The organism is Rhodopseudomonas pentothenatexigens (genome assembly GCF_900218015.1).
GTDB classification, from domain to species: Bacteria; Pseudomonadota; Alphaproteobacteria; order Rhizobiales; family Xanthobacteraceae; genus Rhodopseudomonas; species Rhodopseudomonas pentothenatexigens.
In genome coordinates this window covers 155,538-180,085 of record NZ_UFQQ01000007.1, presented here as the reverse complement: position 1 = coordinate 180,085, position 24,548 = coordinate 155,538, and the positions used below count along the sequence as shown (strand labels likewise).

Here is a 24,548-nt window from a genome sequence, read left to right as displayed (position 1 = left end):
GCCCCCGTCGGCCGTCGGCGCAGCAATCCGGACTGCTGCTCGATTCGTTCGCGTCGCAAAGCAAAGCGCCGCCCTGCTGTCGCAGGACGGCGCAATGATGGGACGGATCCGATCGAGCCGCGGCGGCGCTCAATCCCCCTTCTTGTCCATGTTCCAGAACACCGGGGTCGCCGGGCCGTCGAGCACGCCAGTCAACTCGGTGCGCCACACCGTCGGGGTCTTGTACTGGCCGACGTGCAGATAGGTCACCTCTTCGTAGACCCGCTTCTGGATGTCGGTGGCGATTTTCTTCTGGTCGTCAAGCGAGGTTGCGCGGACGAACTTGTCGAGCAGTTCCTCCATCTTGTCGTCCTGCGGCCAACCGAACCAGCCGCCGTTCTTGCCCTTGCCATTGAGCATGACGTTGGCGACCGGGTTCATGACGTCCGGCACCACCCAGTTGGTGAAGAAGATATTCCAGCCGCCTTCGGCCGGCGGCTTCTGGCTGGCGCGGCGCGACACCACAGTCTGCCAGTCGGTGGCCTGCAGGTCGACCTTGAAGCCGGCCTCGCGCAACAGCTGCGCAGCGACGATCGGCTGCGCCTTGAGGGTGACGACGTCGCCGGGCGCCATCAGCACCACCGGCGTGCCGTCGTAGCCGGACTCGGCGAGCGCCTTCTTGGCTTCCGCCATGTCGTCGCCCTTGGTCACCGGCGCGGAGTCGACGTCGGTGGCGAGCGGCGTGCCGCAGCCGAAGATCGCGCCGCAGATCTGGTAGTAATCGGGATTACCGACCAGCGCGTCGAGGATCGGCTTCTGGTTCATCGCCAGCAGCGCGGCGCGCCGCACCTTCGGATTGTCGAACGGCGGATACAGGAAGTTCATCCGGCCGATGGTGACGTAGCCGAGCTTGTTGAGCGTCTCGATCTTCAGTTCCTTGTCCTGCTGCAGCACCGGCAGGATGTCGAACGACGGGTTCTCGACGAAGTCGATATCACCCGACTGCAGCGCGTTCACCGCGGTCTGCGCGTCCGGCATGGTGATCCACTCGACGCGGTCGACCTTGACCACCTTGCCGCCCGAGGTCCAGCTCGGCGGCTCCTTGCGCGGCACGTAGTCGGAGTTCTTGACGTACACCGCCTTGACACCCGGCTGGAATTCGGACGCGACGAACTTGAACGGACCGGAGCCGATCTGCTCGGGGATCGCTTTGTCCGGCGGCGTCTCGGCGATCCGCTTCGGCATCATGAACGGCACGATCGACGACGGCTTGGCGATCGATTCCAGCACCAGCGCGTAGGGCTCCTTCAGCTTCAGCACGATGGTCTTGGCGTCGGGTGCTTCGAGGCTGGCGGTGAACTGCATCAGCTTCTGGCCCATGCCGTCCTTCTTGCCCCAGCGCTGCAGCGAGGCGACGCAGTCCTCCGCGGTGACCGGCGCGCCGTCGTGCCACTTCAAGCCGTCGCGCAGCGTGAAGGTGTAGGTCAGCTTGTCGTCGGAGACCTTGTACTCGGCCATCTGCGGCTGGACCTTGAAGCTGGAGTCCATCGCCAGCAGCGTGTCGTACACCATGTAGCCGTGATCGCGGGTGATGTACGCGGTAGTCAGGCCGGGATCGATGATGCGCAGATCGGAATGCATGACGGCCCGGATCGTCTTGGCATCGACGGCCGCAGGCAGCGTCAGCGATGCTGCAAGCGCGAGCGCAGGCACGGCGAATTTCGACGCGGCGACCGAGCGCATCCAACGCGGTGGATGGAACATTCGAGTTCTCCTGACTTGAAACTGATCAATCACAGATGATTGCTTGTGCAGGGCGATAGGCATCCGGGCGCGACGCCGCGCGATCAGCGCGTTGCCGCATCCTGATAGTCGAGACTTGCACCAAGCGTGCCAAGCGTCAATCATGCGGCGAGGGCGCCGCATGCGCCGCCTCGCGTAGTCGACGACGAATCTTTCGCTTTACAAATGCGCCGGCAGTCAGTCTCGTAAGCGACCTTCAACCGAGAGCGCGCAATGAACCCGGAAAATCTTCCCTTCGATTCCGACACGATGCTGCAAGGTCTACGCGCGTGGGTTGAGTGCGAAAGTCCGACCTGGGACACCGCCGCGGTCGAGCGCATGCTCGATCTCGCAGCGCGGGAGATGGCGATCATGGGCGCGACGATCGAGCGCATCGCGGGCCGGCAGGGTTTCGCCGGCTGCGTCCGCGCGCGGTTTCCGCATCCCAAGCAAGGCGAGCCCGGCATCCTGATCGCCGGCCATCTCGATACCGTACACCCGGTCGGCACGATCGAGAAACTGTCGTTCCGCCGCGAAGGCAACAAGGCCTACGGCCCGGGCATCTTCGACATGAAGGGCGGCAACTACCTGACGCTGGAAGCGATCCGTCAACTCGCCCGCGCCTCGTTCACGACGCCGCTGCCGATTACCGTGCTGTTCACGCCGGACGAGGAAGTCGGTACGCCATCGACCCGAGACATCATCGAGGCCGAAGCTGCCCGCAACAAATACGTGCTGGTGCCGGAGCCCGGTCGCCCCGACAATGGGGTCGTGACCGGCCGCTATGCGATCGCGCGTTTCAATCTCGAAGCGATCGGCAAGCCGAGCCACGCCGGCGCGACGCTGTCGTCGGGGCGTTCCGCGATACGGGAAATGGCCAAGCAGATTCTCGCGATCGACGCGATGACAGGTGAGGACTGCACCTTCAGCGTCGGCATCGTCCACGGCGGTCAATGGGTCAACTGCGTCGCCACCACCTGCACCGGCGAAGCGCTCAGCATGGCCAAGCGCCAAGCCGATCTCGACCGCGGCGTCGAGCGAATGCTGGCGCTGTCCGGCAGCAGCAACGACGTCACCTTCAAGGTGACGCGCGGCGTCACCCGTCCGGTGTGGGAGCCCGACGCCGGCACCATGGCGCTGTACGAGAAGGCCCGGGCGGTCGCCGCCCAGCTCGGCGCCAGCCTGCCGCACGGCAGCGCCGGCGGCGGCTCCGACGGCAATTTCACCGGCGCGATGGGCATTCCGACGCTCGACGGCCTCGGCGTCCGCGGCGCCGACGCGCACACGCTGAACGAGCATATCGAGGTCGACAGCCTCGCCGAGCGCGGCCGGTTGATGGCGGGACTGCTCGCGACGCTCGACTGAGCAAGTCTGCGCAGATCTGATGGCATCGCGGTGCGGCGCTGGCACGGGACTTGCTCAACTTCGTGGTGACGTTCGACGACCGCAGCGCAGGTGATCATGACGAACCGCATCTTCTGGATAAGTTTCGCTAATCGTCGATTCCAATCCGTGGAGTGCCGATGCTCGGCTATCTGATCCGCCGCCTGCTGGCGGCCATTCCCGTGATGGGTGTGGTCGCGCTGTTCGTGTTCCTGCTGCTGCGCCTGACGCCTGGCGATCCCGCCGCGATCATTGCCGGTGACAGCGCCACCCCTGAACAACTGATGCGCATCCGCGCCACGCTCGGCCTCAACGAGCCGCTCTACGTGCAGTTCTTCACTTGGGTCGGCCGTCTGCTGCACGGCGACCTCGGCGTCTCGCTGATCTCGCAGGTGCCGGTGCTGCAGATGATCGGGCAGCGCATCGAGCCGACCATCACCGTCGCGCTGGCCACGATCGTGGTTTCGGTGATCGTCGCGGTGCCGCTCGGCGTCGTTGCCGCCTGGAAGCACGGAACCTGGATCGACCGCTTCGTGATGGGTCTGTCGGTGATCGGCTTCTCGGTGCCGGTGTTCGTGATCGGCTACGTGCTGATCCAGGTGTTCGCGATCGAGCTGCGCTGGTTTCCGGTGCAGGGCTTCCGCTCACTGTCGCGCGGGTTCGGGCCGTTCTTCGAACGGCTGGTGCTGCCGACGCTGACGCTGTCGTTCATCTATGTCGCGCTGATCGCGCGGATGACCCGGGCGGCGATGCTCGACGTGCTCGGCGAAGACTATGTCCGCACCGCGCGCGCCAAGGGCATCACGGAAAGCCGGGTGCTGCTGCGCCATGCGCTGCGCAACGCCGCGGTGCCGGTGATCACCGTGATCGGCACCGGATTCGCGCTGCTGATCTCCGGCGTCGTCGTCACCGAGAGCGTGTTCAATCTGCCCGGCATCGGCCGCCTCACCGTCGATGCGGTGCTGGCGCGCGACTATCCGGTGATCCAGGGCATGATCCTGCTGACGAGCGGCATCTATGTCGGCGTCAATCTGTTGATCGACCTGGCCTACACGCTGCTCGATCCGCGAATCCGGTACTGAGGGCGCACGCATCATGGCGATCGACACCATGTCCGAACCGACCCTGCCGGTGCCGCGGCCGCTGCGTCCCCGCCTCGGCTTCCTGCTGTCGACCCCGATCATCGCCGCGGCGACGGTCTGCCTGACGCTGATCGTGCTGATGGCGATCTTCGCGCCGTGGCTGGCGCCGCACGATCCGATAACGCTGGCGCCGGCGCAACGTCTGAAGCCGCCGAGTGCCGAGTTTCTGCTCGGCACCGACGCCTACGGCCGTGACCTGCTGTCGCGCATCATCTATGGCGGCCGGGTGTCGCTGCTGATCGGCGTCGGCGCCGCGATCGTGTCGATCGCGATCGGCCTCGTCATCGGCCTCGTCACCGGCTTCTTCAAATGGGTCGACGCGGTGATGATGCGGGTGATGGACGGCCTGATGGCGATCCCCAGCATTCTGCTGGCGATCGCCGTGGTGTCGCTGTCCGGTGCCAGCCTGACCACGGTGCTGATCGCCATCACCATCCCGGAAATCCCCCGCGTCGCGCGGCTGGTGCGCTCGGTCGTGCTGTCGGCGCGCGAAGAGCCTTACGTCGAAGCGGCGATCTCGCTCGGCTCCAGCCTGCCGAAGATCATGTGGCGGCACCTGATGCCCAACACGGTGGCACCGCTGATCGTGCAGGGCACCTATATCGCGGCCTCCGCGATCCTTACCGAAGCGATCCTGTCGTTCCTCGGCGCCGGTATCAGCCCGGAGACCCCGACCTGGGGCAACATCATGGCCGAAGGCCGCGCGGTGTTTCAGATCAAGCCGATGCTGATCTTCTGGCCGGGCCTGCTGCTGTCGATCGCGATCCTGTCGGTCAACCTGATCGGCGACGCCGCCCGCGACGCCCTCGACCCGCGGATGAAACAGCGCGAGGGCAGCCGATGAAGAGGCCGCTCATCATGTCTGCTCTCTCTGCCCCACAACGCACACCGACCTTACCTCTCCCCGCGCGCGGGGAGAGGCCGGATCGCATCGCCAGATGCGATCCGGGTGAGAGGGTGCCGCCACGCGGCCGAGCCGCTCTGACTCGCGGACACGCCCCCTCACCCCAACCCTCTCCCCCCAAGCGGGGAGAGGGAGCACGCCGTGCCCGACTGCGGAGCCCGACATGACCGACAACGTCCTCGAAATCGAAAATCTCGTGGTCCGGCTCGGCAAAACCGGCAACGGCGACAAGGTGATCGACGGCATTTCGCTCAGCGTCGGCGCCGGCGAGACGATGTGCTTGGTCGGCGAGAGCGGTTCGGGCAAATCGGTCACATCGCTCGCCACCATGGGGCTGCTGCCGAAGGGCGCGCTGCACGCCAGCGGCGGCGAAATCCGGCTCGCCGGCGAGAACGTGCTGGCCGCCAGCGAGCGCCGGCTGCGCCAGCTCCGCGCCTCGCGGATGGCGATGATTTTTCAAGAGCCGATGACCGCGCTGAACCCGGTGGTGCCGGTCGGCAAGCAGATCGACGAGGTGCTGCGCTTCCACACCGACCTGCCGGCGCGCGAACGGCGCCGCCGCATCCTCGACATGATGAACCAGGTGCGGCTACCCGAAGTCGAGCGGATCTTCGCGTCGTATCCGCATCGCCTGTCCGGCGGACAGCGCCAGCGCATCATGATCGCGATGGCGCTGGTGCTGGAGCCGAAGCTGCTGATCGCCGACGAGCCGACCACCGCGCTCGACGTCACCACCCAAAAGCAGATCCTGACCTTGATCCGCGAATTGCAGCAGGCGCACGGCACCGCGGTGATGTTCATCACCCACGACATGGGCGTGGTGGCCGAGATCGCCGACCGGGTCGCGGTGATGCGCCACGGCCGGCTGGTCGAAACCGGGCCGCTCGAGGCCGTGCTGCGTCGGCCGCAGATGGACTATACCCGCAATCTTCTCTCGGCGGTGCCGAGCCTGGTGCCGCGGCCACCGCGTGAGCACAAGGGCACCCCGGTGGTGCTGGAGGCCAACGAGCTCGGTAAGGTGTATCGCGAGCGCTCGTTCCTCGGCAAAGCCCGCGAGGTGGTCGCCGCGAAGGATGTGACGCTGACGCTGCACAAGGGCCGCACGCTCGGCATCGTCGGCGAAAGCGGCTCCGGCAAGTCCACCGTCGCGCGCTGTATCGTGCGCCTGATCGACCCGACCTCGGGCGGCATCCGGCTCGCCGGACGCGAGATCTCCGAGCTGTCGCGACGGCTGCTGCGGCCCCACCGCAAGAAGATTCAGATCGTGTTCCAGGATCCGTATCGCTCGCTCAATCCGCGCGTCAGCGTCGGCGAGAGCATCGCCGAGGGGCCGATCAACTACGGCATGCCCCGCGCCGAGGCTCTGGCGAAAGCGCGGCAGCTACTCGAACTGGTGCATCTGCCTGCGGACGCGATCGACCGCTTCCCGCATCAGTTCTCCGGCGGCCAGCGCCAGCGCATCGCGATCGCCCGCGCCCTGGCGCTCGATCCCGACGTGCTGGTGGCGGATGAGGCGGTGTCGGCGCTCGACGTCTCGGTGCAGGCGCAGGTGCTGAAGCTGCTCGACGAAATCCAGACCCGGCTCGGCATCGCACTGCTGTTCATCACCCACGACCTGCGGGTCGCCGCGCAGATCTGCGACGATGTCGCGGTGATGGAGAAAGGCCGTGTCGTCGAACAGGGCCCGGCCGCCGAAGTGCTGACCCATCCGAAACAGGCCTACACCCGCCAACTGCTCGAAGCCGCCCCCGGCCGCGACTGGGACTTCGCCAATTTCCGTCCCGTCAACGAAGCGCGGCAGGCGGCGGTGAGTTGAAACATCCCTTCCGCACTCATTCCGGGGCGCGAGCGCAGCTCGCGAACCCGGAATCTCCTTCCTAACAACCTCGGGATTCCGGGTTCGCGCTTCGCGCGCCCCGGAATGACGAATCAAGAGAAACACCATGACCCGCATCGCCGTCGGCGGCTTCCTGCACGAGACCAACACCTTTGCGCCCACCAAGGCGACCTGGGAGGCGTTCGTGCATGGCGGCGGCTGGCCGGCGATGACGATCGGAGCCGACGTGCTGAAGGTGATGCGCGGCATCAATGTCGGGCTCGCCGGCTTTGTGGACGACGCCGAGGCCAGGGGCTGGGAACTGATCCCGACCATCGCCTGCGGCGCCAGCCCATCGGCGCACGTCACCGAGGACGCGTTCGAGCGCGTCGTGAAGATCATGGTCGACGGCATCAAGAACGCCGGCAAGCTGGATGCGGTGTATCTCGACCTGCACGGCGCGATGGTCACCGAACATCTCGACGACGGCGAAGGCGAGATCCTGGCGCGAGTCCGCGAAGTGATCGGCCCGGATCTGCCGCTGGTGGTGAGTATCGATCTGCACGCCAACGTCACGCCGCAGATGATCGAGCATGCCGATGCGTTGATCGCCTACCGCACCTATCCGCATGTCGACATGGCCGACACCGGACGCGCCTCCGCTCGGCACCTGGAGCTGTTGCTGAGCAGCGGCCAGAAGTTCGCCAAAGCGTTCCGGCAACTCCCGTTCCTGATTCCGATCTCGTGGCAGTGCACGTTCGACGAGCCGACCAAGGGGATCTACGACAAGCTCGCGGCGCTGGAGAGCGATCAGGTGCCGACGCTGTCGTTCGCGCCGGGCTTTCCGGCCGCCGACTTTCCGGACTGCGGCCCTTCGGTGTTCGCCTATGGCCACACCCAGGCGGATGCCGACGCGGCGGCCGATGCAGTGGCCGCGCTGGTGATCGGTCACGAGGATGATTTCGACGGCAAGATCTACTCGCCCGACGAGGGTGTGAAGCTCGCGATCGAGCTGTCGCGCACCGCCGCCAAGCCGATCATCATCGCCGACACCCAGGACAATCCCGGCGCCGGCGGCGATTCCGACACCACCGGAATGCTGCGGGCGCTGGTGCGCAACAATGCCCAGCGGGCCGCGATCGGTGTGATCTACGACCCGGAGGCGGCCGAGGCCGCGCACGCTGCGGGCGCCGGCGCGGTGATCTCGCTGGCGCTCGGCGGCAGGTCGGGGATTCCCGGCGACGCGCCGTTCGAGGAAATCTTCGTCGTCGAGCAGTTGTCCGACGGACGATTCGTCGCACCCGGCCCGTATTTCGGCGGGCGCGAGATGGAGATGGGACCGTCCGCCTGTCTGCGGATCGGCGGCGTCCGCGTGGTGGTCGCATCGCACAAGGCGCAGCTCGCCGATCAGGCGATGTACCGCTATGTCGGCATCGAGCCGACCGCGCAGGCCGTTCTGGTGGTGAAGAGTTCGGTGCATTTCCGCGCCGATTTTCAGCCGATCGCGGAGCGGCTGCTGATCTGCGCCGCGCCGGGCGCGATGCCGGCCGACACCGCGACATTGCCGTGGACGAGGCTGCGTCCCGGCATCCGTGTCAGGCCGAATGGACAGTCGTTCGTCGCATCCAACTAACAACTCGCACCGACACTGACGTCAAGCTGTACTGACGGTTTGATCGGGAGCCGAAGCTCGGCCTCGTGATCACACCAGTCAGCAGTGGGACTATCATGCGCGCACGAGTCGACGTCGCGCGCAATGTATGTAGATACCATTCTTGCGCTGGATCGGTCCGAACCGCGCGCGGTTTGGAACCTTCCCCGTTTCACGCCATTGGCTCGATGGTTCGCTCAAATTCAAGAGAGGTCGCAGATGCCGATGACCAGCGGGCAGACAATCAACACAGGTAGCATCGCGCAGCATCATGCGCGGACGGGTCTCGCCAACCCGGTGGCCGGCGCGCGCACCGATCTCACCAGCGTGGTCGGCCGGCTGGCGATCTATGCGGCGGGCAGCGCGCAGCCGGATGGCAACGCCACGCCGCTGCTGCTGATCCACAGCATCAACGCCGCCGGCTCCGCTTACGAAGTCAAGCCGCTGTACGATTACTACGCACAGCGTCGCCCGGTCTACGCGATCGACCTGCCGGGCTTCGGCCAGTCCGACCGCGACGATCGCGAATACACCGCACGGATGATGACCGATGCGGTGCACGCCGCCGTCGAGCAGATCCGTCGCATCCACGGCGATCAGCCGATCGACGCGCTGGCGCTGTCGCTGGCCAGCGAATTCCTCGCCCGCGCCGCGACCGAGACGCCGCAGGCGTTTCGCTCGCTCGGCCTGATCAGTCCGACCGGCTTCGAAGGCAAAGCGCGCGACGCGCGCACGCCCGGCACCCGCGGCCGCGCCTGGATCATCGACGTGCTGCGCGTCAAGCTGTGGGACCGCGGCTTCTTCAAGATGCTCACCGCGCGACCGGTGATCCGCAAATTCCTGGAGAAGGCGTGGGGCTCGAAGAATATCGACGAGCCGATGGTCGACTACGACTACGCCACCACGCATCAGCCCGGCGCCCGCCATGCGCCGTACTACTTCGTGGCCGGCTTCATGTTCAGCACCGACATTCTCAACGTCTACGAACAGCTCCGGCTGCCGGTTTGGATGGCGCACGGCGTGCGCGGCGACTTCGTCGATTACCGCCACAAGAGCCGCGTCGCCGGCCGCTCGAATTGGACCATCGTGCAGTTCGATACCGGTGCGTTCCCGCACTTCGAAGTGCTGGATCAGGTGGTATCTTCGTATGGCGCGTTTCTCGCCAAGCTGCAACCGAGCGGCGTCGACAAGCCGACGCTCGCTCACTCGGCGTGATCTGCGAGGGCGCCACGCAACTCCACGAACCTCGATCAACAACAGCGTGAGTTGCGTTCGCCTCGCAGTTGAAGAAACTAGACCAAGCGTGATCGATTTGACCGCGCGACTCGCGGCGCAGCCGACCCTCGAAGCTGCGCCGCGAGGGCTTCAGTTGCGGAGGTTGCTGACGGAATGAACTACGCACAGCTTCTCACCGGATCGGCAGCGATCGAGACGGCGCCGGCTCACCCGTTCACCCACCACGAAATCCTCGGGCTGGTGCAGCCGTTCACGCGACGCGGCTATCAGGTCGACCTCGCCGCCAGCGATCGCCTAGCGCGGCGGCTGCTGTTCAAACCGGTGGCGCACGACGAAGCCGGCCGCGGCGGCATCGACGCGACCGAGCTGCTGCAACTCGAGAATCCTCGCCCCGGGCTGCACCAGGTCACCCGCACGCTGACGCTGGAAGACGGCCTGACCGCGACGCTCGAAACCCAGGGCGACGATCTCGACATCCTGCTGCAGCGGATCGAGCATGTGTTGCCGCAACAGCAATTCCGCAGCGTCGAAGGTGCCTTGCTGGCGCTGAGCTACCGTCTCACCGCGGTCGGCACACGGCAGGCCGCCGAGGGCGCGGTGCAGCGCGTGCTGCTGCGCGGCGAAGCCGAGATCGCCGGCTTCCGCGTGGTGTTGCGCGGCGCGCAAGTACGCGGCTATCCGGCCGAAATCGACATCACCCCACGCACGCCGGGCGTGGCGCTGCCGGAGGATCTGCTCGCGGTGATCGGCTGGGCGTGGTCGCCGCTGCGCAAGAGCAAGGCCGGCTTCACCGGCAAAATCAAGGTGCGCGGCCAGGAGCCGGAGCTGAGCCGCCGGGTCGAAGCCGCGCTGGAAAAGACGGTGGCGCATCTCGCCCGCACGCTGACCCGGCCGCCCGCCGCTTACTACGAGAAGCTGCGCGGCGCGCGCTGGACGGTAACCTTCCGCCGCGCGATCCCGGCGCTGTTCTTCGGCGGCCTGATCGCCGGCGCCGCCAGCCTGACGCTGATCGACGTCCCGCAGGATTCGATCTTCAACCTGTTGCTGATGGGCGCGCCGCCGCTGTTGATGTTCGGTGCATTCGGGATGCGGGAAACGCCCTCCCTGGAAATTCCGCCGCTGCCGCGGCGCTGGAACGCCACATGGCTGCCGGAGTCCGAGCCGGCGCAACAAGTCATGGACGCACAGACGACCTGACGAGCGAGGGAACGATCGATGCAAGGCAACCCCATGAACATCCCCCCGGTCTCGATCGCTGCCGCCAAGGCCGCGCTGATCGAGCAATACGCCGACCCGACGCTGCGGCGGCGGGCGTCGATGCTGTGGGGCACGCGCGGTGTCGGCAAGTCGTCGATCGTCCGCCAGGTCGCCGCGCATTATCGCGTGCCGCTGATCGATCTGAGGCTGACCACGATCGAGCCGGTCGATATCCGCGGTGCGATCTATGCGGACGAGAACTTGGCCAAGACGGTGTGGTTTCCGCCGGAGTTCCTGCCGTCGCGCGACCAGCCCGAAGGCGTGCTGTTTCTCGACGAACTCACGGCCGCCGACCAGCGGCTGCAGATCTCGGCCTATTCGCTGATCCTCGATCGCCGCGTCGGTAATTATCATTTGCCCGATGGTTGGCAGGTGGTGGCCGCCGGCAACGCCAGCTTCCACGGCGCGATCAGCCACGACATGGGCACCGCGCTCGCCGACCGCATGTTCCACTTCAACGTCCAGACCGCGATCGACGCCTTCCTCAGCCATGCCATGAGCCACGACTTCGCGCCGGAGGTGATGGCTTACTTGAAGATCCGGCCCGACAAGCTCGACGACACCCAGGCACAGCTCGCCGGCGATCACCTGATCGGCGCCAGCCCGCGCGGCTGGGAGGACATCTCCAACGTGCTGAAATCGGGCTTGTCCGATCACGCCAAGCGGCTGTTCGTGCAGGGGCGGATCGGTGCCGCCAACGCAGCGGAGTTCTTCGGCGTGCTGCGCGAGATCCAGGCCGGCACCGACGTGCTGAAGCTGCTCGCGGCGCGCCCGGGCCCGGAGACCGCAGCGCTGCTGCCGAAGTCGCTCGATGCCTTGTACGGCATGCTGTACGGGCTGCTGGCCGCCTGCACCGACAAGGCGACGCTGGCGCGGGCATTGGAGATCGTCGAGCAATTGCCCGACGTCCGCAGCAGCGCCCCGCTGCCGATCCGCGAAGCGCAGACCCTGGCGATGGAGCTGCTGATGCAGCGCGGACTCGAGAACGGCCTCGAAGCCGCGATCCTGGACAGCCCGGCCTATGCCCGCTACGCCGACCGCCGGCAATTGGAAGCCGCCGATGCCTGATCCGGGCGCGCCGTACAGCCATCGCGGCACGCGCGCGATTCAGCGCATGGTGGAATTTGCGCCGTCGACCGGCGGTCTGGCGCTGTGGGTGCAGCACCGCGACCTTCCGGACGACACACCGGCGCAGACGCCCGCGGCGGTGACCGACGGCACCACGGTGTACTACAGCGCCGCCTTCGAACGCCTGCCGCTACCCGACCAGGTCGGCCTCGTCGCGCACGAAGTGCTGCATATCGCGCTGCGCCACTCGCAGCGTTTCGTCGAGCTGCAACGCACCCACGGTGACGTCGACCTCGAGCTGTTCAACATCTGCGCCGACGCCATCGTCAACACCACGTTGGCGCATCTGAGTTGGCTGCATCTGCCGGACAATGCGGTGATGCTCGAACAGATCGTGTTCAAAGCGCTCGGCCGCGAACAGCAGCCGGAATCGGCGCTTCTCGAATGGGACGTCGAGAAGCTGTATCGCGCCATCGACGACCGCGACGAGGGCACCAGCGGCAAGCAGCAATCCGGCCGGCAATCGCAGCAGGGATCGAAGGCTGACTCCTCCGGCTCCGGCGACAAGGATCAGGCCCAATCCCAATCCGGCACGTCGGAGAGCGAGACCGCCCAGCGCAGCGACGGCGCCCGTTCGGCCAAGGTGCGGGCGCTCGGCGCCGGCGGCGCGCGAGATCTGGTGCCGAACCCGGAGGCTCAGTCAGCCCCCGAACACGAGGCCGAGCTGGCGCGCGAATGGAGCGAGCGGATCCTGCGCGGCCATGCCGGCGACGGTGCGTTCTCGATGCTGCGCGCGCTGATCGCCGATCTGCCGCGCAGCCGCACGCCGTGGAGCCAGCTGCTGCGGGTGCAGCTCGCGCGTGGCCTCGCCCGCAAGCCGGCGCTGACCTGGTCGCGCCCGACCCGCTCCTACATCGCCAATCAGGGCCGCGCCGGCAATCACCGGATGCCGTTCGAGCCCGGCTTCAGCCCGACCAAGAACGAGCCGCGGCTGGCGCTGATTATCGACGTCTCCGGTTCGATCGACGATCAGTTGATGCAGCGCTTCGCCACCGAGATCGAGACCATCACGCGGCGCCAGGAAGCCGGGCTGGTGCTGATCATCGGCGACGAGCGGGTGCGGCAGGTCGAGTTCTTCGAACCGGGCCGCCGCTTTGTGCTCAGCGAGATTGAATTCGCCGGCGGCGGCGGCACCAACTTCACGCCGCTGCTCGCCGAGGCCGACCGGCACAGGCCGGACATCACCGTGGTGCTGACAGACCTCGAGGGCCCGGCGGAATTCAAGCCGCGCTGGCCGGTGATCTGGGCGGTGCCACAGCAACACGCGAATGCGGTGCAGCCGTTCGGCCGCCTGCTCGCACTCGATTGACCGGCGTACACGACCAAGAGAGGCTCAGGAGCACGACATGCTTCAGGTGACCGGAATTCCGGACGCGTGCGACAATCTCGCGCCGATCCCGATGGAATGCGATGCCCCGTTTCTCACGGTGAAGGGCGAACTGCCGCGCGAACTGAACGGCACGCTGTATCGCAACGGCGCCAACCCGCAATTCGTTTCCCCGAACGCGCATTGGTTCTTCGGCGACGGCATGCTGCACGCGTTCCGGCTGGAAAACGGCCGCGCCTCGTATCGCAACCGCTGGGTCCGCACGCCGAAATGGCTCGCCGAGCACGAGGCCGGCCGGCCGCTGTATGGCGAGTTCAACCTCAAGCTGCCGGACGCGCCGCGCGCGGTGCCGGAGGACGGCAACGTCGCCAACACCAACATCGTGTTCCACGCCGGCAAGCTGCTGGCGCTGGAGGAGGCGCATCTGCCGATGCAGATCGAGCCGGGCACGCTGGAGACCCGCGGCTATTGCGACTACGGCGGCGCGCTGAAGGGGCCGTTCACCGCTCATCCGAAGATCGACCCGGTGACCGGCGAGATGCTGTTCTTCGGCTACAACGCCGGCGGACCGCTGACCCGGACGATGTCGTTCGGCACGGTCGACGCTGCGGGAAACGTCACTCGGCTGGAGCACTTCAAGGCGCCGTATGGGGCCATGGTGCACGATTTCATCGTCACCGAGAACTACGTGCTGTTTCCGATCCTTCCACTCACCGGCAGCATCTGGCGCGCGGTGCGTGGCCGCCCCCCTTACGCCTGGGATCCGCGCAAGGGCTCCTATGTCGGAGTGATGAAGCGCTCCGGCTCGACCCGCGACATCCGCTGGTTCCGCGGCGAGGCTTGCTTCGTGTTCCACGTCATGAACGCCTGGGAGGACGGCACCCGGATCGTCGCCGACGTGATGCAGTCCGAAGAAGCGCCGTTGTTCACGCATCCGAACGGCCGCCGCACCGATCCGGAGAAGGGCCGCGCGCGGCTGTGCCGCTGGACCTTCGACCTCGCCGGCAACACCAACGCGTTCAAGCGCAGCTATCTCGACGACATCAGCGGCGAATTTCCGCGGATCGACGAACGCCGCGCCGGGCTGCGCAGCCGGCACGGCTGGTACGCCTGCGCCAGCCCGGAGACGCCGATGCTCGGTATGCTCACCGGGCTGGTCCATGTCGACGGCAATGGCCATCGTCGCGCCCGCTATCTGCTGCCGACCGGCGACACCATCGGCGAGCCGGTGTTCGTGCCGCGCATTGCCGACGCGGCCGAAGCCGACGGCTGGCTGCTCGCGGTGGTGTGGCGCGGCTGCGAGAACCGCAGCGATCTCGCGGTGTTCAACGCCGCCGACATCGCCGCCGGCCCGGTCGCCCTGGTGCAGCTCGGCCACCGCATCCCGGACGGCTTTCACGGCAACTGGGTGGCGGCGGGCTAGGTCGCGCACTTGCCGCAACGCTGTCGTCCACTATCACTCCTGGCACCCACGTCGTCATTCCGGGGCGCGAGCGAACCCGGAATGACGGAGTGTGAGCGAGACTAACTACCCCTATCTCACCGCCCCCACCGATCCTGCCACACCTTCTCGCCGATCAGGCACGACACTCGCGCGGGACGCTGCTCGTCGGCGATCGGGACGACGCGCGCGGGCGGGGTGTGACCTGCGACTTCCATCACCAGTTTGGTATGGATCGCTTCCTTGAATCTGGCGCGATCCTTGATCGTCACCACGAAGGCGCCAGGGCCGCCGATCACGCAATCTTCGTAGTAATAATCGAGATTCTCGATATCCATCATCGAGTAGGACGGCTCCTTGACCATGATGGGCAGGCCGTTGATGACGATACCCTTGGCGACAGCGGCATCGCGGGCGATCGTCACCGGCTCGCCGTTATTGTTGGGGCCGTCTCCGGAAATATCGATCACCCGGCGCAGCCCATGATACGGATTCTGCTCGAACAGGGGCAGCGCGAAGTTGATCGCGCCGGAAATCGAGGTGCGCGAGGCGCGGCGTAGCGGTGCCTTCATGATCTCGGCGGCGACGGCATCGGCCGACTCCGGGCCGTCGATGATGTGCCACGGCAGGATAACCTTCTGGTCGCCGGAGGCGGCCCATTCGAAATAGGTCACTGCGATGCGGCCGTTCGGCCCGCTCTTCAGCGTCTTGAGGAATTCACCGGACATCAGCGCCTGGGCGTAGCCCTCGCGCTGCACCGCGAGTTCGTCGACGTCCATCGAATAGGAGACGTCGACCGCCAGCACCAGTTCGACGTCGACCTGCTTGGCGTCGTCGCGGCCCGCGCCGGATTGCGGCGCCTGGTTCGGCGCAGCGACAGCGGCCACACCGGCCGCCATTGCGACCGCGAGCATTCCGATCGAGACCCACCAGCGCATCGCAGCCCTCCGGTCGACCAACCACGATGGTGACATGCAACCGACGTGACGGAAAGCGGCGAAGTCGGTTCCATCCCGATCACTTTCCGGTCACTGATGATCATCGTTCGTGACCCGGGGCAGCCGGTTTCAACGCCGGCGGCGACGATGTAGAATGTCTGCGTACAACTACTTAACCGAGCGAGCCCGCGGGTCGGCACCGGATGAGCAACATCGACCTGAAGCCGAAGGCCAAGATCAAAATCAAGGTCGAGCGGCCCAAACTGCACAAGGTGATTTTGGTCAACGACGACTACACGCCGCGCGAATTCGTTGTGTCGGTGCTGAAGGCCGAGTTCCGGATGACCGAGGATCAGGCCACCAAGGTGATGCTGACCGCGCATCAGCGCGGCGTCTGCGTGGTCGGGGTGTTCACCAAGGACGTCGCCGAAACCAAGGCCACCCGCGCAACCGACGCCGGCCGCGCCAAGGGCTACCCGCTGCTGTTCACCACTGAGCCGGAGGAGTAGTGCGGACGCGTAGTATCAAAACCATTGCGCTTGCTGACCGAAAAAAGCGTCATCGCCGGGCTCGACCCGGCGATCCATCCTCTGCAAGACAGCTCTTTCATACGCGCGCTGACGCGCACGATGGATCCGCGGGTCAAGCCCGCGGATGACGCTCGGCAATTTGATGGTTCAGTGTCTCACAGCCCTTCGGCGGCGAGCGGCGTCTCGTCGGTCAGGCCATGCACCCGTTCGGCATGGGAGAAGCCGGCCATCGGGAATTCGCCGAGGTCGCTCCAGCCCTCCGAACACAGCCCGACGAAATCGCTGGAGGCGACCACGGTGCGGCCGAGCCGGGCGGCGAGCCGCTCCAGCCGTGCGGCGAGATTCACCGCCGGGCCGATGCAGGTGAAGTCGAGCCTGTTGCCGCCGCCGATATTGCCGTACAGCACCTGGCCGACATGCAGCGCGACCCCGAAGCGGAAGTGCTCGATGACGTGGTTGCCGTCGACGAAATTCAGCGCTGCGATGCTGGCGCGGCACTCGTTGGCGGCCGTCAGCATCCGGCCGCACACGTCGGCGGCGTCGGCGCCGTCGTCGGCGATCGGAAACACCGCGAGCAGGCCGTCGCCCATGAACTTCAGCACCTCGCCGCCGTTGCGCGCGATCGCCTCGACCTGACAGTCGAAATAGGCGTTCAGCACCTTGACCATGGTCTCCGGCGGAAGCCCGTCGGACAGCGCCGAGAAACCGCGCAGATCGGACAGCCAGATCGCGGCACGGAGGTGATCGGCGTGGCCGCGGCGAATCTGGCCGGCGAGAATCCGGGCGCCGGCGCGGTTGCCCACATAGGTGTCGAGCAGCGTGGTGGCGATGTCGCGCAGGCTGATCACCTCGACCAGCCGCGACAATGGCGGCATCATGGTCCGCAGCGCTGCCAGTTGCTCGTCGGTGAAGCCGCCGGGCTGTTTGGTGGCGAAGCTCGCGGCGTGATAGCTGCCGTCGAGAAACCGGAGCGGCAGCGCGACGTAGTCGGTGACGGCCTCGGCGCGCAGATCGTCGAGGAACGGAAAGCGGGCGCTCTCCGGATCGTCGAGCCGGAATCGAACCTCGACGCCGTGGTCGTACAGGATCTTCAGCGGACTGCGCAGATATTCCTCGGACTGTTCGACGTCCTCGGTGGTGGAGCCGACCTCGACTTCGCCGTCGGCCCGCCAGATGAACCGATGGCCGTAGATGTCGGGGTGCAGGGTTTCGACGAACACGCCGACCCGGTGCAGCGGCATCCCGGCGGCGACCAGCCGCTCGCAGGTCCGCTGCATCTTCAAGGGCGGATCGGACTCCGAGCGCGCGCCGTCGCTCAGCCAATCGATGACGCCACGGATTTTTTCAGGATGCATCGCGGCAGCTTAGCCGCCCCGCGTGACGATTTGTAGCAGGATCGTTCTCATGGCAGTCATCCGCCGCGCCGGCGCCGGTCTGGCCGTCACGACAACGCGGACAACGGGACTATGCGCCGACCTGGCCGCGGTGGCGCAGCAGGTGGTCGGCCAGCACGCAGGCGACCATCGCCTCGCCGACTGGCACGGCGCGGATGCCGACGCAGGGATCGTGGCGACCCTTGGTCAGGATCTCGGTGTCGGCGCCGGCGCGGTCGACGGTCTTGCGCGGGGTGAGGATCGACGAGGTCGGCTTGACGGCGAACCGCGCCACCACCGGCTGGCCGGTGGAGATGCCGCCCAAAATGCCGCCGGCGTGGTTGGACAGGAACGCCGGCCCGGCATTGCCGTGCCGCATCTCGTCGGCGTTCTGTTCGCCTGTCAGTTCCGCCGCGGCGAAGCCGTCGCCGATCTCGACGCCCTTGACCGCGTTGATGCTCATCAGCGCCGCGGCGAGATCGCCGTCGAGCTTGCCGTAGATCGGCGCTCCGAGCCCGGCCGGCACGCCCTCGGCGACGATCTCGATCACCGCGCCGATCGACGAGCCCGCCTTGCGGATGCCGTCGAGATAATCCGCGAACAACGCCGCCGCGTCCTTGTCCGGGCAGAACAACGGGTTGTTGCCGATCTCGTCCCAGTCCCATTTGGCACGGTCGATCTTGTGCGGGCCGATCTGCACCAAGGCGCCGCGCACCGTCATGCCGGCGATCACCTTGCGGGCGACCGCGCCGGCCGCGACCCGGCTCGCCGTCTCGCGCGCCGAGGAGCGGCCGCCGCCGCGATAGTCGCGAATGCCGTACTTCGCCTCGTAGGTGAAGTCGGCATGGCCGGGGCGATACTTGTTCTGGATGTCCGAATAGTCCTTGGAGCGCTGGTCGGTGTTCTCGATCTGCAGCGCGATCGGGGTGCCGGTCGTCACCTGCACGCCGGTCTCGGGGTGCACCATCACGCCCGACAGGATCTTCACCTGGTCGGCTTCCTGGCGCTGGGTGGTGAAGCGCGACTGCCCCGGCCGGCGGCGATCGAGATCGCCCTGGATGTCGGCCTCGGTCAGCGGGATCAGCGGCGGACAGCCGTCGACCACGCAGCCGATCGCCACCCCATGACTCTCGCCGTAGGTGGTGACGCGAAACAGATGGCCGAAGGTATTGAACGACATGGCGCGGGCCGCCCCTTTTGGATTGCGCCGGTTTGGTAACGCGCCGGCCGGACAGGGTCAAACCGGCCATGCACCCCTCTCCTCCCTGGTGGGAGAGGAGCGAGCGAAGCTCAGCTCACGATCTCGAAGCGGCCGTCGCCGAAGACGTAAACGGCGCCCTGCCGGATCGGGCCTTCCAGCGCCTCGCGGGGTGTCTTGAGGCCAAGCGCGACGAACAGGGTGCGGCCGGTGCCGACGTGGCCGACCGCGACGGTGTCGCGCGTCAGCGAGCCGACCCAATCGGCGACGAACGGCAGCCGCTGGGCGTAGCTCTCGCCGCGCAGCGGTGCGACCGACCAGCGGTCGGCGTGGCGCGCAGCGTAAATCTCCGGGTCCGAACGCTGCATCTCCTGCAGGGTGAAGCCTTCCCAGGCACCGTAAGTGATCTCGCGCAGCCGGTCGTCGACCGCGTAGTCCTGCGGCTGCAGGCCGAGCGCGCCGCGCACCAGCTCCATGGTGACACGGGCCCGGCCGAGCGGGCTCGCCATATAGTCGAGATCCGCCGGCTGCCGGCCGTCGCGCCGCAACAGGCCGCCGAGCACGCCGCCGGCCGACACCGCCTGCCACCGGCCCTTGTCGTTGAGCGGAATGTCCCGCATGCCCTGATATCGCCCGGTCGCGTTCCAATCGGTCTCGCCGTGGCGGATGAAGTAGATGGTGGGCATCTTGCTCTTGCGTCACTGCCGGCTTGGCCCGGCAATCCATCAAGCATGTCGGTTTGAAGGATGGATGCGCGGGTCGAGCCCGCGCATGACCAGACTGTCAGTCCTTCCCGCCAAGCGAGATGTCCGGCGCATCGGGGTTCTTCATGCCGACGACATGGTAGCCGGAATCGACGTGATGGACTTCGCCGGTGACACCGCGCGACAGGTCGGACAGGAAGTACAACGCGCTGTCGCCGACCTCCTCGATCGTGACCGTGCGGCGCAGCGGTGCGTTGTACTCGTTCCACTTCAGGATGTAGCGGAAGTCGCCGATACCGGAAGCGGCCAGCGTCTTGATCGGGCCGGCGGAGATCGCATTGACGCGGATGTTCTTCTCGCCGAGGTCGGCTGCGAGATAGCGCACGCTGGCTTCCAACGCGGCCTTGGCGACGCCCATCACGTTGTAGTGTGGCATCCACTTCTCGGCGCCGTAGTACGTCAGGGTGATGATCGAGCCGCCGTCGGTCATCAGCTTCTCGGCGCGCTGCGCGATCGCGGTCAGCGAGTAGCACGAGATCAGCATCGACTTGGAGAAGTTCTCCGGCGAGGTGTCGACATAGCGGCCGTCGAGTTCGTCCTTGTCGGCGAACGCGATGGCGTGGACCACGAAGTCGATCTTGCCCCACTTCTCCTTCACCACGTCGAACACCGCATCGATGGTGGCGCCGTCGGTGACGTCGCAGTGCCCGAGCACCAGGCCGCCGAGCTCGGCGGCGAGCGGCTCGACCCGCTTCTTCAGCGCGTCGCCCTGATAGGTCAGCGCGATCTCGGCACCCTGGGCTCGGCAAGCCTTGGCGATGCCGTAGGCGATCGAACGGTTGTTGGCGACGCCGAGAATGACACCGCGCTTGCCCTGCATCAGGCCGGAAGCTGTCGACATGGAGGATCCTATCGTCTTGCAATCGGCCTTCGACCTACACCACCGGCCGGGCCGGGTACAGCCCAATGTCCGGGTGCAACGACGGCCGTTTGGGCGAAGTATCGAGTGCCGCGCAGCGCCGCAGGAGTGATCGAGGCACTCGGCAATTAGTTGGAGAATGGGGCGCTATCCGAAATCGCGCAGCATTATCAATACGCGCTCGGTGAGCGATCGAAATTTCGACACCGATAATCGCCAATCGGGCCACCGCCGCGCCGCAGAATCGCGCCGTGGCGTCCGCATCGTCGCGGGCGCGTCCGATCCGCCGATCGACGCACGCGGCCTCGGGCAGGGTTGCGCGCTGATCCCCTGCACCGAGGCCGCACGTCGCTGCAGCCGAGATCCGCGTCAGCCGAGATCGCTACGCGGATTGTAGGGATGATTGTCCCGCCACTTCTGCATCAGCTTTTCGAGCTCGGCATCGTGGCCGTCGGGCAGAATGATGCGGGTGGTGACGAACAGATCGCCGGCCGCGCCGGCTTTCGGCAGCCCCTTGCCCTTGAGCCGGAAAATGCGCCCGCTCGAGGTGTTCTTGGGGATCGACAGTTCGATCGCACCGGTCAGCGTCGGCACCCGAACCTTGGCGCCGAGCACCGCCTCGTACAACGTCAGCGGCAGTTCGAGTTTCAGGTCGTTGCCGTCGACCTTGAAATGCGGATGCGGAGCGATGTTGACGGTGATCAGCAGATCGCCCGCCCGATGGCCGGGAGCGCTCTCGCCCTGCCCCTTCAGCCGGATCTGCTGGCCGGCATTGACGCCGGCCGGGATCTTGACGTTGAGCTCCTTGCCGCTCGGCAGCCGCACCCGCTTTTCGGTGCCGCGCACCGCCTCTTCCAGCGTCACCGTCATCGAGACGGACTGGTCGAGATCGGGCGCAAAGCCGGTGTCGAAATCGAAGCCCTGGGCACGGCCGCGCGCGCCCGCACCGGCTCCTCGGGCACCGGCCGCTCCGCCGAACATCGAATTCAGGATGTCCTCGAACCCGGCCGCGCCGCCGAAGCCGGCGCCGGCACCGGCACCCGGCCCGCCGCTGCGGAAGGAATACTGCTCGAACCCGCCGGCGCCGCCGGCGCGACCGCCGCCGCCCGGAAAGCCCTGAAACCGCGGCTTGCCTTCGGCGTCGATCTCGCCGCGATCGTATTGCTTCCGCTTGGTCTCGTCGCCGAGGATTTCGTTGGCGGAGTTGATTTCAGCGAAACGCGCGGCGGCTTTGGGATCGTTCTTGTTGCTGTCGGGGTGATGCTTCTTCGCCAGCTTGCGATAGGCGCTTTTGATCGCCGCAGCGCTGGCGTCCCGCTGCACCCCCAGGACCTCATAGGGGTCGCGCATCCGTCTCGTCTCCTTCAGGAATTCCAACCGTGGGCGAACGCCCGTCGCCTGTCATCTGGGGGTTTCATGTCTTTTTTGCAACCGGAATCGGCCCGATCACCGGCGCAATCACCGGTTCAGCCGCGCCGCCACGGCTTCAGCGCGCGGATTTCCCAATGACCGCGTGCTGTGCGGCAGGCGGCGCCCTGCATCCAGCTCTCGGTCCTGTCCTTGACGTAGGAGGCGAGAAAATCCCGGCAGGTGCGGCCGTCGTTGCTGTAGGCGGCAGCCAGCGGCGTCACCGAGCCGCGCGCGCCGGTCGCCGGATTCTCCCAGGGCTGGCTGGAATCCTTGTCGCCTTTGGTCAGAACATCCGAGGCGGCGATCCGCGCCAGCGCCAGATCGGCCTCGGTCGGGCCGTCGTCCCTGGCCGGCAGCACCGCCGCGATCGAGCCGGTGAAATCGCTGCTGTCCATCTGCGCGAACGGGCCGTCGCGGCCGGTCATGCCGCAGCCACCGAGCGAGGCACCGATTAGAATCGCTATCATTGCCGAAAACGACGGCAGGATCGCCGATAGGCCAATGCGTTGCCGTACCCTATATAGGTCGAGCCTAGACAGGACCTGCAGCGCGTCTCGGACCGCGGTGAAGCACAACTCGGATTCCCTCGCATGAGCGACCCTTCGATCAGACCACAGAGTGAGTTAACGGCCGGTGATTTCACCGCCGCACAGAATCCGTTTGCGCTGTTCGCCGAATGGCTTGCCGAAGCGACCCGGTCCGAGCCGAACGATCCCAACGCGATGGCGCTGGCCACGGTCGACGCCGACGGCCTGCCCGACGTCCGCATGGTTCTAATGAAGGGCTATGACGAGCACGGCTTCGTGTTCTACAGCCACATCGCCAGCCAGAAGGGCCGCGAACTGGCCGACAATCCCAAGGCGGCGCTGCTGTTTCACTGGAAATCGCTGCGCCGGCAGGTTCGGATTCGCGGCACGGTGACGCCGGTGACCGAGGCCGAGGCCGACGCCTATTTCGCCACCCGCCCCAAACAGGCGCAGATCGGCGCCTGGGCGAGCCGGCAGTCGCAGCCGCTGGAAAGCCGGTTCGCGTTCGAGCAGGCGATCGCCAAGGTGGCGGCACGGCATCTGGTCGGTGAGGTGCCGCGGCCGCCGGGCTGGAGCGGCTGGCGGATCACGCCGAGCCGGATCGAGTTCTGGCACGACCGACCGTTCCGCCTGCACGACCGTATCGAATTTCGCCGGGACACCCCGGATCACCCCTGGACCAAGACAAGGCTGTATCCATGAGCCCCGACTCCCTCAAGCCGCGCCCGCCCGAGAGCAACGCGCCGCGCCGGACCATGATTCTGACCGGCGCCAGCCGAGGCATCGGCCACGCCACGGTGATCCGCTTCTCCAGCGCCGGCTGGCGAGTGATCACTTGCTCGCGGCATCCGTTTCCGGAGCAGTGCCCGTGGGGCGCCGGTCCCGAGGATCACATCCAGGTCGACCTCGGCGACCGCGCCGACACCCTGCGCGCGGTCGACGAGATCCGCGAACGGCTGGACGGCGGCGCGCTGCACGCGCTGGTCAACAATGCCGCGATCTCGCCGAAAGCGCCGGGCGGCGCCCGGCTCGGCTCGATCGACACCGAGCTCGACACCTGGGAACACGTGTTCCGGGTGAATTTCTTCGCGCCGATTCTGATGGCGCGCGGGCTGATCGAGGAATTGAAGGCGGTCAAGGGCTCGGTGGTCAACGTCACCTCGATCGCCGGCTCGCGGGTGCATCCGTTCGCCGGCGCCGCCTACGCCACCTCGAAGGCGGCGCTCGCGGCACTGACCCGCGAAATGGCCGCGGACTTCGGCCCGGTCGGGGTGCGGGTGAATTCGATCGCGCCCGGCGAGATCGACACCTCGATTCTCTCGCCCGGTACCGAGAAGATCGTCGAGGAACAGATCCCGATGCGTCGGCTCGGCACTCCGGACGAGGTCGCCAAGATCATCTACGTGCTGTGCACCGAGACCTCGTCTTACGTGAACGGCGCCGAGATCCACATCAACGGCGGCCAGCACGTCTGATCCGGCGGACGGCTACCAAGCCGGTCGGTCGAGCGGATTGGCACGACCGGAAAGACCAACGCCCCGTTCCGATCGCATCGGAAACGGGGCGCTGCAGACGTCGCATCACGTCGTGCGTGCGGCGTGGCGGCTCGGCCACGCCGGTCGTGGTCGATCAATCCGCGCGAAACCGCCGCAACGCGCGCATCCGCGCCCGCGACTGCAGCGCGATGCCGGCGCTCGAACAATCATCTTCGGATTCGTCCTCGAGCAGCGCCGCCCCGCAATGCTTGCACCGGCGGCCCTCGCCCGCGGCAGCGCGGAAGCCCAGCGGCTCGGCGCGATAGCTCGCGAGATCGACGACGTTTCGGAGATCCGGGTTTACGACTTTTTCAACCATGCTGTCCTCGTGGCGTAGGCCGACGTTATCGCAGCAAACTGATCTGCCA

Annotated in this window: 22 protein-coding genes; 14 read left to right on the top strand and 8 right to left on the bottom strand. The window is 66.7% G+C overall.

All coding sequences use genetic code 11. From position 1 onward, the window contains the following. Positions 1–129: 129 nt before the first annotated feature. Positions 130–1,743, bottom strand: coding sequence for an ABC transporter substrate-binding protein (locus tag DWA33_RS08450; protein WP_114357641.1), 1,614 nt, complete (start codon positions 1,741–1,743; stop codon positions 130–132). A gap of 252 nt (positions 1,744–1,995) precedes the next feature. Here DWA33_RS08450 and DWA33_RS08445 point away from each other — a divergent pair, with 252 nt between their 5' ends. The 10 genes from DWA33_RS08445 to DWA33_RS08400 all read left to right on the top strand — a co-directional run bounded on the left by DWA33_RS08445 (position 1,996) and on the right by DWA33_RS08400 (position 15,028). Then, positions 1,996–3,126, top strand: a complete 1,131-nt coding sequence (locus tag DWA33_RS08445; RefSeq protein ID WP_114357640.1) for a M20/M25/M40 family metallo-hydrolase — start codon at positions 1,996–1,998, stop codon at positions 3,124–3,126. A gap of 158 nt (positions 3,127–3,284) precedes the next feature. After that, the gene (locus DWA33_RS08440; RefSeq protein WP_114357639.1) at positions 3,285–4,226 is read left to right on the top strand and encodes an ABC transporter permease; all 942 of its coding nucleotides are present in this window, start codon (positions 3,285–3,287) and stop codon (positions 4,224–4,226) included. A gap of 13 nt (positions 4,227–4,239) precedes the next feature. Continuing rightward, positions 4,240–5,130, top strand: a complete 891-nt coding sequence (locus DWA33_RS08435) for an ABC transporter permease (protein WP_114357638.1) — start codon at positions 4,240–4,242, stop codon at positions 5,128–5,130. A 223-nt stretch (positions 5,131–5,353) separates the two neighbouring features. Then, a complete protein-coding gene (locus DWA33_RS08430) occupies positions 5,354–7,006 on the top strand; it encodes an ABC transporter ATP-binding protein (protein ID WP_114357637.1) in 1,653 nt (550 codons plus the stop codon). A 127-nt stretch (positions 7,007–7,133) separates the two neighbouring features. Continuing rightward, on the top strand, positions 7,134–8,639 hold the full coding sequence (locus DWA33_RS08425) for a M81 family metallopeptidase (protein WP_114357636.1): 1,506 nt from the start codon (positions 7,134–7,136) through the stop codon (positions 8,637–8,639). Between the two features lie 237 nt (positions 8,640–8,876). Further along, positions 8,877–9,872 (top strand): alpha/beta fold hydrolase, encoded by a 996-nt coding sequence (locus DWA33_RS08420; protein ID WP_114357635.1) that lies wholly within the window; start codon positions 8,877–8,879, stop codon positions 9,870–9,872. 174 nt (positions 9,873–10,046) lie between these two features. Further along, the gene (locus tag DWA33_RS08415) at positions 10,047–11,090 is read left to right on the top strand and encodes a hypothetical protein (protein ID WP_114357634.1); all 1,044 of its coding nucleotides are present in this window, start codon (positions 10,047–10,049) and stop codon (positions 11,088–11,090) included. Positions 11,091–11,108: 18 nt separating this feature from the next. Beyond that, positions 11,109–12,218, top strand: coding sequence for an AAA family ATPase (locus tag DWA33_RS08410; RefSeq protein ID WP_114357633.1), 1,110 nt, complete (start codon positions 11,109–11,111; stop codon positions 12,216–12,218). Beyond that, positions 12,211–13,587, top strand: a complete 1,377-nt coding sequence (locus DWA33_RS08405) for a vWA domain-containing protein (protein WP_114357712.1) — start codon at positions 12,211–12,213, stop codon at positions 13,585–13,587. Before DWA33_RS08410 ends, DWA33_RS08405 begins: the two co-directional genes overlap by 8 nt. Positions 13,588–13,624: 37 nt before the next feature. Further along, the gene (locus DWA33_RS08400) at positions 13,625–15,028 is read left to right on the top strand and encodes a carotenoid oxygenase family protein (RefSeq protein ID WP_114357632.1); all 1,404 of its coding nucleotides are present in this window, start codon (positions 13,625–13,627) and stop codon (positions 15,026–15,028) included. Positions 15,029–15,144: 116 nt separating this feature from the next. Here the strand turns inward: DWA33_RS08400 and DWA33_RS08395 are convergent, their stop codons facing one another. Continuing rightward, positions 15,145–15,984, bottom strand: coding sequence for a DUF1194 domain-containing protein (locus DWA33_RS08395; protein ID WP_114357631.1), 840 nt, complete (start codon positions 15,982–15,984; stop codon positions 15,145–15,147). A gap of 203 nt (positions 15,985–16,187) precedes the next feature. On the opposite strand from DWA33_RS08395, the gene clpS reads away from it, so the two are divergent. Continuing rightward, positions 16,188–16,493 carry an ATP-dependent Clp protease adapter ClpS gene (gene clpS / locus DWA33_RS08390; RefSeq protein ID WP_114357630.1) on the top strand — a complete coding sequence of 102 codons (306 nt, stop codon included), beginning with the start codon at positions 16,188–16,190 and terminating at the stop codon, positions 16,491–16,493. A 176-nt stretch (positions 16,494–16,669) separates the two neighbouring features. Here the strand turns inward: clpS and DWA33_RS08385 are convergent, their stop codons facing one another. From DWA33_RS08385 to DWA33_RS08355, 6 genes are all read right to left on the bottom strand, one after another. Further along, the gene (locus tag DWA33_RS08385) at positions 16,670–17,869 is read right to left on the bottom strand and encodes an adenylate/guanylate cyclase domain-containing protein (protein WP_114357629.1); all 1,200 of its coding nucleotides are present in this window, start codon (positions 17,867–17,869) and stop codon (positions 16,670–16,672) included. Between the two features lie 109 nt (positions 17,870–17,978). Further along, positions 17,979–19,067, bottom strand: coding sequence for a chorismate synthase (gene aroC / locus DWA33_RS08380; protein WP_114357628.1), 1,089 nt, complete (start codon positions 19,065–19,067; stop codon positions 17,979–17,981). Between the two features lie 110 nt (positions 19,068–19,177). Beyond that, positions 19,178–19,771, bottom strand: coding sequence for a histidine phosphatase family protein (locus tag DWA33_RS08375; protein WP_114357627.1), 594 nt, complete (start codon positions 19,769–19,771; stop codon positions 19,178–19,180). A gap of 97 nt (positions 19,772–19,868) precedes the next feature. Beyond that, positions 19,869–20,690, bottom strand: coding sequence for an enoyl-ACP reductase FabI (gene fabI / locus DWA33_RS08370; protein WP_107343349.1), 822 nt, complete (start codon positions 20,688–20,690; stop codon positions 19,869–19,871). 387 nt (positions 20,691–21,077) lie between these two features. Then, the gene (locus DWA33_RS08360) at positions 21,078–22,058 is read right to left on the bottom strand and encodes a DnaJ C-terminal domain-containing protein (RefSeq protein WP_114357625.1); all 981 of its coding nucleotides are present in this window, start codon (positions 22,056–22,058) and stop codon (positions 21,078–21,080) included. A gap of 116 nt (positions 22,059–22,174) precedes the next feature. Further along, positions 22,175–22,585, bottom strand: a complete 411-nt coding sequence (locus DWA33_RS08355; RefSeq protein ID WP_114357624.1) for an RT0821/Lpp0805 family surface protein — start codon at positions 22,583–22,585, stop codon at positions 22,175–22,177. Positions 22,586–22,708: 123 nt separating this feature from the next. Between DWA33_RS08355 and pdxH the strand changes: the two genes are divergently transcribed. From pdxH to DWA33_RS25125, 3 genes are read left to right on the top strand one after another with little or no spacing between them, the layout of a single operon-like run. Beyond that, positions 22,709–23,347 (top strand): pyridoxamine 5'-phosphate oxidase, encoded by a 639-nt coding sequence (gene pdxH / locus DWA33_RS08350; protein ID WP_114357623.1) that lies wholly within the window; start codon positions 22,709–22,711, stop codon positions 23,345–23,347. After that, positions 23,344–24,120, top strand: coding sequence for an SDR family NAD(P)-dependent oxidoreductase (locus DWA33_RS08345; protein WP_114357622.1), 777 nt, complete (start codon positions 23,344–23,346; stop codon positions 24,118–24,120). Before pdxH ends, DWA33_RS08345 begins: the two co-directional genes overlap by 4 nt. A 37-nt stretch (positions 24,121–24,157) precedes the next feature. After that, positions 24,158–24,517, top strand: coding sequence for a hypothetical protein (locus DWA33_RS25125; RefSeq protein WP_167443151.1), 360 nt, complete (start codon positions 24,158–24,160; stop codon positions 24,515–24,517). The last annotated feature ends 31 nt before the right edge of the window (positions 24,518–24,548 follow it).